The organism is Meiothermus sp. (assembly GCF_037443965.1).
Taxonomy (GTDB): domain Bacteria; phylum Deinococcota; class Deinococci; order Deinococcales; family Thermaceae; genus Meiothermus.
The window spans coordinates 1-15154 of the sequence record NZ_JBBINI010000017.1; the positions used below are offsets into that span (position 1 = coordinate 1).

17 protein-coding genes are annotated in these 15154 nt (G+C 59.3%); 15 read left to right on the top strand and 2 right to left on the bottom strand.

Annotated features, from left to right (window positions below; all coding sequences use genetic code 11):
• Nucleotides 1-128: 128 nt before the first annotated feature.
• From WKI89_RS10185 to WKI89_RS10210, 6 genes are all read left to right on the top strand, one after another.
• Nucleotides 129-254: a hypothetical protein gene (locus WKI89_RS10185; protein ID WP_337869322.1), complete on the top strand. Its 126-nt coding sequence runs from the start codon at nt 129-131 to the stop codon at nt 252-254.
• A 189-nt stretch (nt 255-443) separates the two neighbouring features.
• Nucleotides 444-1469: a 4-hydroxy-3-methylbut-2-enyl diphosphate reductase gene (gene ispH, locus WKI89_RS10190; RefSeq protein ID WP_337869324.1), complete on the top strand. Its 1026-nt coding sequence runs from the start codon at nt 444-446 to the stop codon at nt 1467-1469.
• Nucleotides 1470-1486: 17 nt separating this feature from the next.
• Nucleotides 1487-2512 carry a tRNA dihydrouridine(20/20a) synthase DusA gene (gene dusA, locus WKI89_RS10195; protein ID WP_337869326.1) on the top strand — a complete coding sequence of 342 codons (1026 nt, stop codon included), beginning with the start codon at nt 1487-1489 and terminating at the stop codon, nt 2510-2512.
• Between the two features lie 281 nt (nt 2513-2793).
• On the top strand, nt 2794-3450 hold the full coding sequence (locus WKI89_RS10200; RefSeq protein WP_337869328.1) for a response regulator transcription factor: 657 nt from the start codon (nt 2794-2796) through the stop codon (nt 3448-3450).
• Nucleotides 3451-3453: 3 nt separating this feature from the next.
• Nucleotides 3454-4782, top strand: coding sequence for a HAMP domain-containing sensor histidine kinase (locus WKI89_RS10205; RefSeq protein WP_337869330.1), 1329 nt, complete (start codon nt 3454-3456; stop codon nt 4780-4782).
• Nucleotides 4775-5563 (top strand): hypothetical protein, encoded by a 789-nt coding sequence (locus WKI89_RS10210; RefSeq protein WP_337869332.1) that lies wholly within the window; start codon nt 4775-4777, stop codon nt 5561-5563. Before WKI89_RS10205 ends, WKI89_RS10210 begins: the two co-directional genes overlap by 8 nt.
• A gap of 108 nt (nt 5564-5671) precedes the next feature.
• On the opposite strand, the gene dprA is transcribed toward WKI89_RS10210, so the two are convergent.
• Nucleotides 5672-6685, bottom strand: coding sequence for a DNA-processing protein DprA (dprA, locus tag WKI89_RS10215; RefSeq protein WP_337869333.1), 1014 nt, complete (start codon nt 6683-6685; stop codon nt 5672-5674).
• Nucleotides 6686-6754: 69 nt separating this feature from the next.
• Here dprA and era point away from each other — a divergent pair, with 69 nt between their 5' ends.
• Nucleotides 6755-7669, top strand: a complete 915-nt coding sequence (era, locus tag WKI89_RS10220) for a GTPase Era (RefSeq protein ID WP_337869334.1) — start codon at nt 6755-6757, stop codon at nt 7667-7669.
• A gap of 3 nt (nt 7670-7672) precedes the next feature.
• Entirely contained in the window at nt 7673-7894 is a 222-nt protein-coding gene (locus WKI89_RS10225; protein WP_337869336.1) for a DUF2905 domain-containing protein, read from the top strand.
• On the opposite strand, the gene WKI89_RS10230 is transcribed toward WKI89_RS10225, so the two are convergent.
• On the bottom strand, nt 7866-8285 hold the full coding sequence (locus tag WKI89_RS10230; RefSeq protein ID WP_337869338.1) for a group III truncated hemoglobin: 420 nt from the start codon (nt 8283-8285) through the stop codon (nt 7866-7868). The genes WKI89_RS10225 and WKI89_RS10230 overlap by 29 nt on opposite strands.
• 243 nt (nt 8286-8528) lie before the next feature.
• Here WKI89_RS10230 and WKI89_RS10235 point away from each other — a divergent pair, with 243 nt between their 5' ends.
• The 7 genes from WKI89_RS10235 (at nt 8529) to WKI89_RS10265 (ending at nt 15147) form a co-directional block, all read left to right on the top strand.
• On the top strand, nt 8529-9068 hold the full coding sequence (locus tag WKI89_RS10235) for a hypothetical protein (RefSeq protein WP_337869340.1): 540 nt from the start codon (nt 8529-8531) through the stop codon (nt 9066-9068).
• A gap of 427 nt (nt 9069-9495) precedes the next feature.
• Entirely contained in the window at nt 9496-10014 is a 519-nt protein-coding gene (locus WKI89_RS10240; protein WP_337869341.1) for a GspH/FimT family protein, read from the top strand.
• An 11-nt stretch (nt 10015-10025) separates the two neighbouring features.
• Nucleotides 10026-10601 carry a type II secretion system protein gene (locus WKI89_RS10245; RefSeq protein WP_337869342.1) on the top strand — a complete coding sequence of 192 codons (576 nt, stop codon included), beginning with the start codon at nt 10026-10028 and terminating at the stop codon, nt 10599-10601.
• Nucleotides 10602-11288 carry a type II secretion system protein gene (locus WKI89_RS10250; protein WP_337869344.1) on the top strand — a complete coding sequence of 229 codons (687 nt, stop codon included), beginning with the start codon at nt 10602-10604 and terminating at the stop codon, nt 11286-11288. It abuts the gene before it with no gap.
• A 13-nt stretch (nt 11289-11301) separates the two neighbouring features.
• Complete coding sequence (locus tag WKI89_RS10255; RefSeq protein ID WP_337869346.1) at nt 11302-13041, top strand: hypothetical protein; 1740 nt, start codon at nt 11302-11304, stop codon at nt 13039-13041.
• 230 nt (nt 13042-13271) lie between these two features.
• On the top strand, nt 13272-14249 hold the full coding sequence (locus WKI89_RS10260) for a deoxyhypusine synthase family protein (RefSeq protein ID WP_337869348.1): 978 nt from the start codon (nt 13272-13274) through the stop codon (nt 14247-14249).
• 85 nt (nt 14250-14334) lie between these two features.
• Nucleotides 14335-15147 (top strand): IclR family transcriptional regulator, encoded by an 813-nt coding sequence (locus tag WKI89_RS10265; RefSeq protein WP_337869350.1) that lies wholly within the window; start codon nt 14335-14337, stop codon nt 15145-15147.
• Nucleotides 15148-15154 lie beyond the last annotated feature (7 nt).

A 15154-nucleotide genomic window follows, 5' to 3' on the forward strand; every position in this document is an offset into this window, starting at 1 on the left:
GGCCCGGTCGTTTGCAGGTTTCCTGGCGCGGGTGAACCTGATTCTGCTGGTGCACAACCTCATCCGCAGCCGTCTTCTGCTCAGGATGGCGGGGGTGGAAGGGTAGACTGCAGGTAGCACACGAAGGAATGGCCTGGTTGCAAGAACGGGGTTGCCATTTGCTCCAGGGATTCGGCATCGCCCGTCCCCAGCCCAAAGAAAGCCTGATTATTCCCAGAGAGCCGGTGCTGCTTGGGGAAGAAGTTGGGTTTTAGAGTGATCTTCTAAGCCAACCTCGAGGCCAGAAATCCCGTCAGAGTCGAGGCGGTTGGCTCTGGGCGCGGACTTCTTGTGAGTGAAGAACACCATGGGTTGCACCACAGGGTGTTGGTGATGTTGTGCGCGAACCTACGGCCTCAACTTACAGAGGGTGGGCCCAGCCTGTGCTAAGGTAGGCTTCTGGTATGGTTGAGCGAGTCTATCTAGCCAAACCCAGGGGCTTTTGCGCCGGGGTGGTCATGGCGATTGAGGCGGTGGAGAAGGCGGCTCGAGAGCTGCGCGATGAGGGCGAACTGGTGGTGTACCACGCCATCGTCCACAACGATGTGGTGGTCAAACGGCTGGAAGAACAGCACGGGGTGCACTTTGTCGAAGACCTGGCCGAGGTGGATCAGCTACGCAGCGAGCTGGCTAAAGGCGGCAAAAAGCTGAACGAAACCGTGGTTTTCTCGGCCCACGGGATTCCCCCCTGGCTGCGTACCGAGGCCGCCCAGCGCAACCTGCACCAGATTGATGCAACCTGCCCCCTGGTGACCAAAGTCCACAGTGAGGCCAAGCGCTACGCCCGGGAGGGCTACTGGATTTTGCTGATTGGCGACTCCGCCGACCATCAGGAGATCAAGGGCACCCGTGGCGAGGCTCCGGAGCAGACCATTCTAGTGGCGGTGCACACCCATGTGGGGCGCGATGCCCGCCTGGCCGACCCCCGCACGGTCGAGGTGCCCGATCCCGAAAAGGTGGTGGTGCTGACCCAGACCACCCTCTCGGTGGACGACACCCTGGCCACCGTCGAGATTCTCAAGCAGCGCTTCCCCAAGCTGGTGGTGCCCAGCCGCCACGACCTGTGCTACGCCACCAAAAACCGCCAGGATGCCGTCAAGCAGATTGCGCCCAATGTGGACTTGTTTCTGGTACTCACCAGCCTGGCCTCTTCCAACGGGATGCGGCTGCTGGAGCTGGCCCAGAGCCTGGTGGGCCGGGCCGAGCGCATCAATACCGTGCACGACATCAGGCCGGAGTGGCTCGAGGGGGTGCGCAGGGTGGGCATTACCTCGGCGGCCTCGACCCCGGATGATCTGGTGCAGGAGGTGGTGGCTCATTTCCGTGGGCTCAACCCCAACCTCGAGGTGATCGAGGAAGGCGAGTGGGAGGATATCGAGTTCCGCGAGCCCAAACGCTTGTCGCCCCAGGAAGTTCTAGCTGGCGCCTGAACGCCCGTACGCTTCAAATGATTACTGCCCCGATTGCCAACGGTATAAATCCCTACCGGCTGTCCGTCGCGCCGATGCTGGACTGGACCGACCGGCATTTTCGCTATTTGGTGCGGCTCATTAGCCGGCAAACGCGGTTCTACACTGAAATGGTGGTGGATCAGACGATTTTGCTGGGAAACCGCCCCAAACTGCTGGACTTCAGCCCCGAAGAGCACCCGGTGGCCTTGCAGCTTGGGGGTTCGGTGCCGGAAAAGCTGGCCGAGGCGGCCCGGATTGGCGAAGCCTGGGGCTACGACGAGATCAACCTGAACCTGGGCTGTCCTTCGGAGCGTGTACAGGGGGGTGGGTTTGGGGCCTGCCTGATGCTCGAGCCCGATCTCGTTGCTGAGAGCATGGCGGCCATGCGACAAGCAGTGAAAATTCCGGTCACGGCCAAGCATCGGCTGGGAGTAGATGAGGTGGAGGACTACCGCTATATGGCCCGTTTCGTCGAAAAACTGGCCGGGGTGAGGGTGGAGGTGTTTATCGTCCACGCCCGCAAGGCCTATCTCAAGGGTCTTTCACCCGCCGAAAACCGCGCCATTCCCCCGCTGCGCTACGACTGGGTCTACCAGCTCAAGCAGGACTTCCCCCACCTGACCATCGTGCTGAATGGGGGGGTTCGCACGCTGGAGGAGGCCCAGGCTCACCTGGCCAAGGTGGACGGGGTGATGCTGGGGCGGGCGGTCTACGAGGATCCCTTCGTGCTCGAGCCAGCGGATCGGATGCTGTTTGGAGAGGCCCACGCCACCACCCGCCTCGAGGTGGCCCAGGCCATGCTGCGCTATGCCGAGGCCCAGCTCGAGCGGGGCACACCCCTATGGGCCATCGCCCGGCATATGCTCAACCTGTTCAAGGGGCAGCCCCGTGGCCGCCTGTGGCGAAGGATACTCTCCGAGCGGGCCTGCCGGCGGGGGGCGGGGGTGGAGGTGCTCCAGGAGGCGCTGGAGCAGGTTTGGGCGGGCAAAGAAAATGGAACTCCGTCGCTGATGACCCTATAAGCGCGTTCAAAGATGATTTTTCAACTTGTTCGCTTGGCCGTCCTGGAATCGAGTCGCTGAACCGGGAGCCTTGGGGTAATGCGGCTTAACTGTCCTAGACTCGATTTGTCTTCAGATACTGACTGCTCCCTCCGTAGCCTGGCCCCGTTGCCTGCTGGTGTGTTAATATCCCGTTTATCCATTGGGGCTAGGCTGTTGGATGAGCTCGAGGTGTGAAAGGGCGGGCCAGAGGTTGGCCAGGGTCTGCCTGCAGACTTCAAGCGATACAATCAGGATAAATCATGCGCATTCTACTGGTCGAAGATGAAGCCGGTCTGGCGGGGCCGTTGGTGGCGCTTTTGCGCCGTGAGCGCTACGAGGTGGAGTGGGCCGATAACACCTCCCAGGCCCAGACCCTCGTTGACGAGCACGAGCCGGATCTGATTGCCCTGGACGTGATGCTGCCAGAGGGAGACGATGCGGGGTTTCGCTTCGCCCGGCAGCTCCGTGAGGGTGGGTTCAACGGAGCCATTCTGTTTCTGACCGCCCGCGACACCGTAGAAGACCGGGTACTGGGATTGGATCTGGGGGGCGACGACTATCTGGTGAAGCCCTTTTCGCTGGAGGAGTTTCTGGCGCGGGTACGGGCTTTGTTACGGCGCGGGGGCACCACCCGCCAGACCATCTTCGAGCGCGGCCCGTTGCGGGTGGAGTTTGCCAGTCGCAAGGTGTACTGGAACCAGCGGCTGGTTTCGCTATCCGACAAGGAGTTTGCCTTGCTGGAACGCCTGACACTGCACCCAGAGCGGGTGTTTGGGGTGGATGAGCTGCTGGAGAAGATTTTTCCCAACACCGAGTCGGGCCACCGCATTCTGCGGGTATATGTACATCGCTTGAGGGAGAAGTTGGGGGAGAATGTAATTGCCACCCTCCCAGGGGGCTATGTGCTGGGGGTCTGACCGATGCGAGTCTTGCGGCGCAAAACCGTGCAAACCATTCCCATCACCCTGCCCAAACCCAAAGGCTGGGTGCCGGGGGGGTTTCGCAGCCGCCTGGTGCTTAGTTTGTCGGCAGTGGTGTTGCTGACAGCTTTGCTGGTGGGTGGGCTGGGGTTTGTGCGCTTCCAGGATACGCTGGGCCGGGAAGCCCGGCAGGACCTCGATTCGCTGACCAATGCGGTAGCCCAGGCCCTGGTCATCACGCCCGAGCAGGTTCAGCTCGAGCTCAGCCGCCTGCCCAAGCTGGCCGAACTGGGCAGCAGCCGGTTTCGGGTGATGCGGGAGGGGCAGGTTTTTCTGGAAATTGGGGGCCGGTTTCCTGCCGAGGCCGCGGGCTGGCTCAAAAGCGAGCGGGTGTTGGCGGAGGGCTTCGTGTTGCACGCGGCCCTCGAGACCCGCAACCAGAAAGAAGCCTTGCAAGCCTTCTGGCGTACCGAGCTACTGGCCCTGCCGCTCTCGTTGTTGCTGGCTTTGATTGCGGCTTACCTGCTGTTTGGCTACCTGATGCGGCCTGTGCGCCACCTGACCGAGGCCACCCACGCGATTGCCCAGCAACGCTTCCCCAAGCCGGTTCCAGTACCGCCCGGTCAGGATGAACTCTCCGACCTGGCCGAGAGTTTCAACCGCATGACCCAAGCGGTAGAGGGATTTTTAGAGCGGGAGCGTAATTTTTCCCGTTACACCTCCCACGAGCTGCGAACACCGCTGGCGACGCTTCGCGCACAGGTAGAGGCCCTCGAGCAGGGGCTCTTGCCGCCCGAGGAGTCGTTGCCAGCCATCAAGGGCAGCCTGGAGCGTTTAGAACGTCTGCTGGCCGGTTTGCTGGCCCTGACCCGCAGCCCGCAAACAGACCCTCAGCCGGTTGAGGTTGGCTTAACGTTACGTTCTGTTGTTCAGAACCTTACTCCAGAAGAGCGTTTGCGCATTACGCTAGAAGGAGATTTGGAGGCCCAGGTCCTGGGCTACGAGGAACTGCTCCAGCAGGCCCTGGGCAACCTGGTCAGCAATGCCCTAAAGTTTAGTCAAGGGCCGGTGCGGGTAGAGGTTAGGCAGGATTCCATGATCAGTATTCACGTACAAGACCAGGGCTCAGGAGTGCCCGAGGAGGCGCTGCCACGTCTCGGCGATCCTTTCTTGCGGATGCAGCCCAAGCTAAAGGGGATGGGGCTGGGTCTGGCCCTGGTTCGGCACATTACCGCTTTGCTGGGGGGTACGCTCGAGTTTCGCAACCGACCGGGGGGTGGCCTCGAGGCCATTCTGAGCCTGCCCAGGCTCGAGGTGAACCGTGCTTAGTCTCCGTGGCGCCCTGGTACTGGGCGTCGCTGTTGCCCTGGCGGTGCCCCCGGTGCTGGCGGGTCAGGTTAAGGTTGGCAGCCAGCCCGATTTTGCCCCCGATACTCCAATAATCGTGCAGCGGGGTAATGGCAACGGGAACGGCAACGGAAATGGGAATGGCAACGGCGGGGGCAATGGAAACAGCGGTGGGAATGCCGGAGGCAATGGGAATAGTGGTGGCAACGCTGGAGGCAACAGCGGTGCCAACAACAGCAATGCTGGCGGCAGCAACCAAAACCCCAACTCCAATTCCAGCCCCTCGAGTGCCCGCCAACCCCGTAATTACATGGGCCAGGTCACGGTGAGCGCTGGTGGCCAGGTTATTTCGGGCAATGTACGCATCCAGAGCAACTCTCCCTGGTTGAGCCTGGCCATTCCCGGTATGTGGCTCGAGGCCACCGGCGTCTGGGAAGGCGAGGTGTTTGTCGCGAGCGAGATCAAGCTACATAGCCCTGTTCCCTGGGCTTTCTATCAGGGGCCAGCCAGCCTGGTGGGGGCCAGCCAGTACCAGTTTGTGAGCGCCTGGCTTTCCAACAACCGCAACGACCCCTTTATGGCCCTGCGGGCCGCCAGCGAACAAACCCAGGTGCGGGTAGTGGCCTACTTCGATGGAAACAAGTTCCGTGCCTTGCCCGCCAGCTTCCCAGTCCCGCCGGGGCTCAAGCCCGGCTGGTACGAGCTGATGGGCTCCATAGGGGCCCAGGGGCTGGTCTGGTCTTCGGTCAAGCCGTTTCCGTAGCAATCCCTTGTTTGACCCAAAAAGCGGTGAGGGCGAGCCTCGTGCGCGGTGTGGGTAGCTCGAGGGTTCTGGGGTCGGGGTGTTCTCGTAAGCAGGGTGACGGGCCGGTCAGACAGGGCTGTAGCGCCCTGCGCTGCTCTGTACCATGCCTTTGAGCTCGAGCATCATCAGCACCGAGAGAATCTCGCCGGTGGAAAGGCCGGTGCTCTGGGCGAGGTCGTCGGGCAGGGCTTCGGGGAGCTCGAGCAAAGCCCGGTAGACCTGGGCCTCGCTGCCCTCCAACTGCAGGGCCTGCTTTTTGGGGGCCAGCACCCCCAGGGCATTCAGTATGTCCTCGGTGTTCAGCACCAGCCCGGCCCCATCCTGAATCAGCCGATTGCTTCCCAGCGAAAAAGTATCGCCGGGTCGTCCCGGTACGGCCAGCACGTCGCGGCCCAGTTCTGCGGCAAATTTGGCGGTAATCAGGCTACCGCTTTTTTCTCCGGCCTCCACCACCAGCACCGCCTTGGAAAAGGCTGCCACAATCCGGTTGCGCCGGGGAAACAGCCCAGGCTGTGGCGGGGTGCCCAGCGGGAACTCCGAGAGCACGTTCATTCTCTCGGCCAGGGAGCGGTTCTGGGACGGATAGAAGCGATCCATTGCGCTCCCCAGAACCCCCAGGGTGTAGCCTCCGCCCTCTAAAGCGCCTTTGTGCGAGGCGGCATCTATCCCTAAAGCCAGCCCGGAGATGATACCGATGCCAGCCTCGGCCAGCTCGAGCGCCACCTTGTGAGTCCAGGCCAGGGCCCAGGGGCTGGCCTTGCGGGTGCCCACGATGCCGATATTGCGTTCCGAAGGGGGCAGTTCTCCTTTCAGGTACAGCACCATGGGTGGGCTGTCCAGATGCCGCAGCTCTTCGGGGTAGCCGTCCTCCCAAAGCCCAATCAGCCTCAGGCCTAGCTTGGCCGCTTGCTCGCGTTCTTTGTTGGCCATGCCGTCTTTGAGGGTTTTGGCATAGGCAACCGCAATCTCGGGGCCCAGTTCATCGGCCACCGCCTCTGTGCTCAGGTCGGTCGAAAGGGCTTGCTGTAAACGCCGGGGGCCAATCTGGGGGGTGAGTGCAAGGGCCAGAGGGTCGGGCATAGCTCCGATTAGGATAGCGGATAGGGGTGGGGCTGGGGATCAACCTGTGCTTACCCCTATACTAGAACGGTGACTGAAGGAACCACCTATTCCGGCTTTGTAGCGCTGGTAGGCAAGCCCAACGTGGGCAAATCTACCCTGCTCAATTCCATGCTGGGCGTGAAAATCGCCCCCATCAGCCCCAAGCCGCAAACCACCCGCAAGCGGGTGCGCGGCATCCACACCGAGGGCAACCGCCAGATTGTTTTTGTGGACACGCCCGGCTGGCACGAGGCTGCCGATGCCATGAGCGAGTACATGATCCGGCAGATCACCGAAGCCCTGGCCGAGGTGAATGTGGTGTTGTGGCTGGTGGATCTGCGCCACCCGCCCACCCACGAAGACGAGCTGGTTGCGCGTGCACTCCGCCCTCTAAAGGGGCAGGTACCCATTTTTCTGGTGGGCAACAAGGCCGATGCTGCCAAGTACCCCGAGGCCGCGCTGCAAGCCTATGCCGAGCTGCTGCCAGGTTTGGAAACCCGCATGATTTCGGCTCAGAACGAGCGCGATGCCAAAACGCTGCGGGACGAGGTGCTGGCGCTCCTGCCCGAAGGCCCCTTCTTTTTCCCTGAAGATTACGCCAAGGGCGACCAGACCCCCGAGGAGTGGGCGGCCGAGATTGTGCGCGAAGAGGCCATGAAGCGCCTCAAGGAAGAAATCCCCTACTCGATTGCCACCAAGACCGAAGAGTTTGAGTTGCGCCCCGCCCCCGCCGGCGGGGGCGGAGGAACCTACTATATCCAGGTGAACATCTATGTCGAGCGCGAGAACCATAAACCCATCCTGATTGGGGCTGGGGGGCGGATGCTCAAGGAGATTGGGGCGGCGGCCCGCAAGCAGCTCGAGGTCTTTCTGTCTCGCAAGGTTTACCTGGACTTGCAGGTTAAGGTTTACCCCAACTGGCGCAAAGACCCCGAAGCCCTGCGCGAACTGGGCTACCATTGAGGCATGGAAGTTGGGCGCCTTCTGCTGGCCCTGGGCTTGGTCTTGGTGGTGCTGGGCCTGGTGTGGCTGTATGCCCCAGGACTACTGGCTTGGTTTGGCCGCCTGCCCGGCGACATTCGCATCGAGCGCGAGGGTTTTCGTTTTTACTTTCCCATCACCTCGATGCTGTTGGTAAGCCTGGCCGTTAGCCTGCTACTCAATCTGATTTTGCGCTGGTTTCGCTAGGGGTCTCCCGAATGCCGAGCGGGAGGCCATTTTGCTGGGAGACTCGAGCGTAGATGGTCTGGGCTACCGAGTGAGCGAACCGCTTCATGGTGTTGGCGTTCTCGCCGGCAAAGTGCTCGTCTATGGTTTGCGTAAAGAGCTCGAGCCAGCGCTGGAAGTGAAGGAGCCTGAGGGGCTTTTGGGCATTGAGCATCAGGTGCTTGTACATCATGCCGCCCTTGTAGGCTCCGGTGCGAAACAGAATGTTTTCCCAGAAGTCGTAGATGGTGGGCAGATGCTTGGGAAGGTCCAGTCCTTCGAACAGGTAGCCAATGATGGGGTCTTGCATGGCCTTGGCATAGAAGCGATCTACCACCACGGCGATCTCGGTTCTAGACAGCACATCTTTCACAAACCAAACCTTACGCCAAGGAATTGCCCAGCCGTAGTGAGCAATGCCCCTATTCGATTAACTAAAAAAAACTTAATGCAAGTTTTGTCGCCAGGCAGGGCCCTTCGGTATGAGAAACAGCCGTCTCGACTCATCATACTCGGGTTTTTAATCTAGCTTCCACTGGGCTGCCATCAAAAACGCCCAAGCTGGTTTTGGAGAGCATCCTGGCCAGGACTCCACACTATCACAGGAGGAAAAGCCATGAAAAAAGGTCCAGCGGCACTGTTGGTTTTGGCCTTGTTGAGTTGGAACGCCTTCGCCCAGTCTGATTCTCAACCTGCTGTACCACCTGGCTCGGAGATGATGGAACTGGCCGCGCAAATTGAAGGAATTGGGAAACTCCTCGAGGGCGATACCAAACTTAGCAAAGAGCAAGCCGAAAAACTCTTGCCTTATTTTCGGGCCATTCGTAGTTCTGCGGCTCTTTCTCCGGCTATAGCCAAGTGGTATACCAAACAGATTCAGGCTCAACTCACCCCTGAGCAACTGGCCGCTATACAAACCGCAGAAGCCGCCCCCAAATCTACAGATCAGACCAGCCAAACCGGCGATACCTCGCAAAGCAACAGCGCACAAAACCAGACCAACACACAGACCAATACAGAATCCAGCACCAAAACCCAGCAAACCACGACCACAATGCAGCTCGACCTGAACGCCCCCAATCCTTTTGCCCAGGCTCCAACCGATGCCATGTTGGACGAAGTAATTGCCAAGTTGGCCCAGCTAGCGGAGGCATAGAGGAACCGCGATAAGTAATACCATTTCCGCTTGAATCCTTCACCGTTGGACGGAGTCAGAGGTGAAGGATTCAAGCCGACCGAAGGGAGTAGAAAAGCATTTCGGTAGTATCGTTTAGGCTTGCCGAAGTGAACGATACTGCCGAAATGCGTATAATTCTTCATCCAGATTGGGCCATACACCCAGCTTAAGAGGAGCCATCGGCTCCTCTTTTTGTATCTTGCCGCGGAGCACCTGGTCACCCGAATTAATGCGATGTTAATGTGAAGGGTTACGTAACGTGTATGCTTTTAGGGAAGTTTGCCAAGTTATGAAATGGGGTTTTGTGCGATTTTGAAGGGCTAAATCAACGTTGCGAACCAATTCGATTACCCCCCCAAACAGGGGCACTATATAGGCTCTAAAGGGTCTACAATTAATATCAATTATGAGGCGGGGTAGGGGCTTAAGTTTAATTGAGATCATTGTTGTATTGGCAGTTTTGGGCATACTGCTAACGATTGGGCTGGGCTACTTCAACCCCGATCGTATTGCGGTCTCCCAGGCCAGCCAGGTGTTGTCGTCACAGGTCAACCGGGCACGTCTGGAAGCCATTCGCAACAACACCAGCGGCGGGATTACAATAAACACAGGCGGTAATGGAAGCTACCAAGTCTGGGTGCTGGATAGAACCACCAACAACCAGGTGGTGCTTCAGACCATCACCCTAGGCCAAGGTGACTTTCCTAGAGTTCGCTGTCAATCCGCTACCCTGGCAGCCTCGACTTCCTCTACCACCAACTGCCCCAACGCCGGAACCTACCAGTTTACTTTCGATGCTCGAGGGGTTCCACAAGACCAGGGTCGCCTCAGCATTGTGCTGAGCAATTTCGCCAATAACTACCAACGCACGGTTTGTATCAACCAGCAGGGCCGCAGCCAGGTGGTGAGTGGTACGTGTCCGTGAAAGGTGGGGGGATGCGCAAGTCAAGCGGAATTAGCATCGTAGAACTTCTGGTAGCACTCGCAATCATTGGCATTGCTTTTGTGCCACTGGTGTTGAGCCAGCTTTCCAGTTTACGGGCCAGCGCCCAGACCGGGCTGGCCTCGCAGGTTAAGGCTGATGCTACGGCGGAATTGGAGCGCCAGACCGCCCTGGTGCTGCAAGTGGAGTCTCCTCCCTCCAATAACAACTTGCGAGACGATGTTAATGCCAATAAGAGTTTCTACTTTGTAGATTACTTCTATACCTGCCCCAACCCCGCCATTTCGCTACCTTCACCAGCCCCAAGCAACTCATCGCGTACGGCCTTACGTACCGGCATCAACTGCGACAACGGCAGCGGTACCACCAGCAACCTGATTACCACCCGCTGGAACGTGATCCGCGAGAGTGGCCTCTTGGGTGAAGGGCTCATCACCATTACCGTGACCGCCACCCACAGCCGGGGCCCCACCATTACCCTGGTCAACCGCATCAGTTGCTACGATGTGTTCCCCTCGCCTACTTCCGATGCCCCGGCTCCTTGCCCTAACCCTGCTGGAGGCCCCTAGATGCGTAAAGGCGGTTTTACCCTGGTTGAGCTGCTGATTGCCATGGGCATTCTGGCCGGAATCCTGACCCTGGTGGCGGTTTATTTTGGCGACCAGCGCGACCTGACCCAGCGTACCCAGAGCCGCAACGAAGTGCAGGATCGGGTGCGGATGGTGATGCAGATGGTGACCCAAGATTTGCAGATGGTGGGCTCGAGGGGCTTCCTGGACTCGAACGGCAATCTGGTAACAACGGTCTCGAGTGGATGCAATGGGGTCAATTGCCTCACCTCTACCGATGGAGGTGTACAGGACGGGTTCGGTGCGCAGTATGTAACCAATCTTCGCTCCAGTTCTACACAGGCCTGTCGCGCGGTTAGTTATGCCTTTAGTGGAAATACACTGCAACGTTCGGACGTGCCCTGCGGTAGCGCGGCCTCTCTGGTAGGTCTGGCCCCGGACATCCTGGCAATGGATATTCAATACCAGTGCAGTGACAACACCACCTCCAATATCAGTTCGGGCTGTCCTTCGGGTAGCTATCCCCGCAGTGCGCGGGTAACCGTCATAGGACAATCTGCTACTACCGTTAGTAACATCGCAGCCTCCAGCTATACAACGGCAAGTGGAAGTACCGTCAACTGCCCGGCAGGGCGTATCTGCCTGGCCCTTACGCAGGAGATTTTGATGCCCAACCTCAAGAACTGAGGCAGGAGGAAGTATGCGCTCCAAGTCTGGTATCGCTATCGTAGCTACCCTGGTTATTCTGGTCTTGGTGGGGTTGCTGGTGTTTGGTACCTTCTACACCACCCAAATCGAGCAGTTCGTGACCCGCAACGATTCCACCTCCACCCAGGCCAACTACATTGCCCAGGCCGGGCTGCAAAAGTACAAGACGGCGTTGTTTCAAAACTTCCGCTGGGCTATGGGCCAGTCGGCGGTAAACGCGAACGCTTGCGAGAACCCGCTATACATGGGTATTGATTGGGACCGCAACGGCCCTGGAGCTATGCAATCTTTCGACAGCCAGGGCCGGATGGTGTTTACCGAGAACATCGCGGGCGGTCAGGCCAACGTCATCATCCGGCGCGATGCCAATGACCGCAACTACATGACCATCACCTCAGTGGGTCGGTTTGCTGGGGCGCAGTCGAGTGTAAGGGCAGTGTTTAACCTAGCCAATGCTGGTTTATTGCGTTATGCGGTGGTAGCCGGTTCTGGATCGGGGCAGCGAGCTATTAATGGAAGTGCAAATATTCGTGGTGGTGTTTTTATTGAAGGTGATGAGACGGACCCAATGCGACAAGTATTTGTGGGCAGCGGTAATATGCAGGTGGCGAATTCCTACGACCTGTCAGGTAGTAGCTTGTTGAGCACCCGTGTAACCCCAACTCGGGCAAACAACTTATGCGCCTCCTTTCGAGTGCGTTGGGGCACTATAGGTATAGGTGGCAGTGCAGGGCTTGGCTCGGCCAATACATCGCAAAACCCTAACAATAACCTAGTGGATATCAAAATTGGTGATCCTAGCTTGGTTCCCAGCCATCCTAATCTGGCCCTAGCCTACACCACCAGTGGTAACTCCCAACTAATCACCAATCAGAGTTGCGCACCTTTTTGTGCTCCATTTGTTGGAAGATATGACATTTCCCCTTCCGAGTCGCCCCGGTTTCCTCGTCTTGACGGCCCAGGTAACTGCGGTTCGAACCAGACCTGGCGGCAGTGCATTATTGCCGACGCTCGCAATGTTGTATTCACCAGAGGCAGTTCTTTGCCTGCACTGCCGGCGGGTGCAACCTGGAACAACTCCGCAAGCTGTAGCGCTATCTTGAATCTAACCACAATCAGCCTGGATGCCACTACGATTGATTGTCGCTTTAACCTAAATGGCAGGGCTGCGGGGGGCTTCTACTATGCACCCAACGGGACAGATGGATTACTTGAAGTATACGGTTCAGTAGTGATGCGAGGGTTTAACTTACGGACGATTCGAAGCAATAATCAAGCTCGGGATATTCTTTATCGAGCCTACGGTTACGATCAGAACGGGCGTGCCGCAACTATCCTATTGCAGTCCTTCACGAGTGGTCAGAACCGTGGTGGCGTTTTGACGCTGAATGGTGATGTTCTGCCGGATGGAACTGCGCCTTTCCCCCAACAAGCCCTGTTCTTGATGGCGGAAGGCAATGCAAACGAAGTGGTTTCAGTCGATTATGCGCATCAAAATATGACGGTAGCAGCCATGATTTATTCGGGTAAGCGGTTTATCCTGTCTGGTTCGCAAGCTACATTGGCTGGCATGGTTCTAGCGGATTCTTTTTGTACAAATAGTAACTGCAACGGCGGAGGTAGCGCAGATATTTATTACATTGATCCAGGAATCAATCTGCCTGGTGCGCTGGCGGCAGTTCCTGGAACTCGGGTTGCGGTGTTCCAGATTCTTTCCTACGAACGCTTCTAAGCCTCTAGTCCAGTTCGGTCTACCGGGGTCTTGTATTCTCGGCAGACTTCTGTACACTTTCAAGCGGAGCATGGCAGGGCCCGTTAGGCCCTGCGATATTCTGGCGTTCGGCAGGTGCAGGGCACTGCGTGCTTGCACTCAGGCCCAAGGGGGGAGCCCATTCGCCCACCCCGCGAGAACTAGGAGGGTCGCCTCCGCGACTCCGGCAAGGTCGTAACCTGGAGGAAGACATGTCTCGGGGAGAAATTTCGAAATTCATCAAGCACCATTTTCGCCATTTCAACGCGGCCTCGTTGGTCGAGGCTGCTGAAGCCTACCGCGCCCACCTCGAGCAGGGGGGGGTGATGATGGTTACGCTGGCCGGGGCCATGAGCACTGCCGAGCTGGGGCTTTCGCTGGCCGAGATGATCCGGCAGGATAAGGTGCAGGCCATAAGCTGCACCGGGGCCAACCTGGAAGAAGACCTCTTTAACCTGGTGGCCCATCACCACTACGAACGCATTCCCAACTGGCGCGAACTGACCGTCCTGGATGAGCAAAAGCTCCTGGAGCGCCACCTCAACCGGGTGACCGATACCTGCATTCCGGAGATGGAGGCCATGCGGCGGCTCGAGCAGGCCCTGCTAGACGAGTGGGAGGCTGCCGACAGAGCCGGGGAGCGCTACTTCCCGCACGAGTTTTTGTACCGGATCATCCGCTCGGGAAAGCTCGAGCCCCACTACCAGATTGACCCCAAGGATAGCTGGATGGTGGCGGCGGCGGAGAAGAACCTGCCCATCGTGGTGCCGGGCTGGGAGGACTCCACCACCGGCAATATGTACGCCGGCCACTGCCTCAATGGGCACATCAAAAACGTCCACACCGTGCGCACCGGCATTGAGTACATGATGATGCTGGCCGAATGGTACGTGGAGACCTCCAAGCAACACTCCATCGGCTTCTTCCAGATTGGCGGGGGCATTGCGGGCGACTTCCCCATCTGCGTGGTGCCCATGCTGCACCAGGATATGCAGCGCCCCGATATTCCGGTCTGGGGCTACTTCTGTCAGATCTCCGACTCCACCACCAGCTATGGCTCCTACTCGGGGGCCGTGCCCAACGAGAAAATCACCTGGGGCAAGCTGGCCGTGGACACGCCCAAGTTCATCATCGAATCGGACGCTTCAATTGTGGCACCGCTGATGTTTGCGCTGGTGCTGGGCTGGTAGGCCGCGCCCCGCGCGCTTGACAGGGAGGGGGCCTGGGGATATCATGGCCCCCAAAGGTTCAGTTATCGGTTAGGTGGTTCATTCAATGAAACCAACGGAGGCCATTCCCACCCTCGAGCGCCCCCTATACCTGCTGGGTTTCTTCAGCGAGGAGCGGCCTTTCTGGGGGCTTTCCGAGCTGGCCAGGGCCAGCGGTTTTGCCAAGGCCACCTGCCTGCGCAGCCTGCGGGCCCTGGAAAGCCACGGGCTGGTGGTGCGGGAGGGCGAGCGCTACCGCCTGGGCACCCGGCTTTTGCACCTGGGGGCCCTGGTCAAAGCGGCCTACCCGGCCCGGCAGGTGGCATTGCCCACCATGGCGGAGTTGCGTGAGGCCACGGGACAGTCGGTGCAGTGGGTGGTGCGCGACGGCCAGGAGGGGGTGTATCTGGAGGTGCTCGAGGCCCGCAGCCGGGTGCGGCTGTACATCGCACCGGGCCGGCGGGCCCCGCTCTACGCCGGGGCCTCGACGCGGCTCTTGCTGGCCTTTGCCCCGCCTGCGGTGCACCAAGCGGTGCTGGAGGGTGCGCGCAGGCGCTACACCCCGGCCACCCCGGTGGCGCGGCCCCGGCTGCAGGAACTGCTGCGCCAAACCCAACGGTGCGGCTTTGCGGCGAGTTTTGGGGAGCTCGAGCCCCATTCTGCCGAGCTGGCCGCACCGGTTCGCGGGGCCTCGGGCGAAGTGCTGGCAGCACTGAGCCTGGCCGGGGCCGAGGCCCACTACCGCGAGGAAGCGGTCTTACACAACTACCTACAACAGCTCGACCGGGCCGCCCACGAGGTCTCCCGGCGGCTGGGTTATGTGGGGGCCTGGAAAGCCGATATAGAAGGCTTTTTGGGGTCACTTTTTGCAGTGCGCTAGGAGGAGG

Excerpts from the sequence above, each read along its gene's own strand:
- WKI89_RS10245 (WP_337869342.1), top strand. The coding sequence starts at position 10,026 with ATGCGCAAGTCAAGCGGAATTAGCATCGTAGAACTTCTGGTAGCACTC.
- WKI89_RS10225 (WP_337869336.1), top strand. The coding sequence starts at position 7,673 with ATGGAAGTTGGGCGCCTTCTGCTGGCCCTGGGCTTGGTCTTGGTGGTG.
- WKI89_RS10255 (WP_337869346.1), top strand. The coding sequence starts at position 11,302 with ATGCGCTCCAAGTCTGGTATCGCTATCGTAGCTACCCTGGTTATTCTG.
- WKI89_RS10200 (WP_337869328.1), top strand. The coding sequence starts at position 2,794 with ATGCGCATTCTACTGGTCGAAGATGAAGCCGGTCTGGCGGGGCCGTTG.
- WKI89_RS10250 (WP_337869344.1), top strand. The coding sequence starts at position 10,602 with ATGCGTAAAGGCGGTTTTACCCTGGTTGAGCTGCTGATTGCCATGGGC.
- WKI89_RS10205 (WP_337869330.1), top strand. The coding sequence starts at position 3,454 with ATGCGAGTCTTGCGGCGCAAAACCGTGCAAACCATTCCCATCACCCTG.
- dusA (WP_337869326.1), top strand. The coding sequence starts at position 1,487 with ATGATTACTGCCCCGATTGCCAACGGTATAAATCCCTACCGGCTGTCC.
- WKI89_RS10240 (WP_337869341.1), top strand. The coding sequence starts at position 9,496 with ATGAGGCGGGGTAGGGGCTTAAGTTTAATTGAGATCATTGTTGTATTG.
- WKI89_RS10260 (WP_337869348.1), top strand. The coding sequence starts at position 13,272 with ATGTCTCGGGGAGAAATTTCGAAATTCATCAAGCACCATTTTCGCCAT.
- dprA (WP_337869333.1), bottom strand. The coding sequence starts at position 6,685 with ATGCCCGACCCTCTGGCCCTTGCACTCACCCCCCAGATTGGCCCCCGG.
- ispH (WP_337869324.1), top strand. The coding sequence starts at position 444 with ATGGTTGAGCGAGTCTATCTAGCCAAACCCAGGGGCTTTTGCGCCGGG.
- WKI89_RS10235 (WP_337869340.1), top strand. The coding sequence starts at position 8,529 with ATGAAAAAAGGTCCAGCGGCACTGTTGGTTTTGGCCTTGTTGAGTTGG.
- WKI89_RS10185 (WP_337869322.1), top strand. The coding sequence starts at position 129 with ATGGCCTGGTTGCAAGAACGGGGTTGCCATTTGCTCCAGGGATTCGGC.
- WKI89_RS10265 (WP_337869350.1), top strand. The coding sequence starts at position 14,335 with ATGAAACCAACGGAGGCCATTCCCACCCTCGAGCGCCCCCTATACCTG.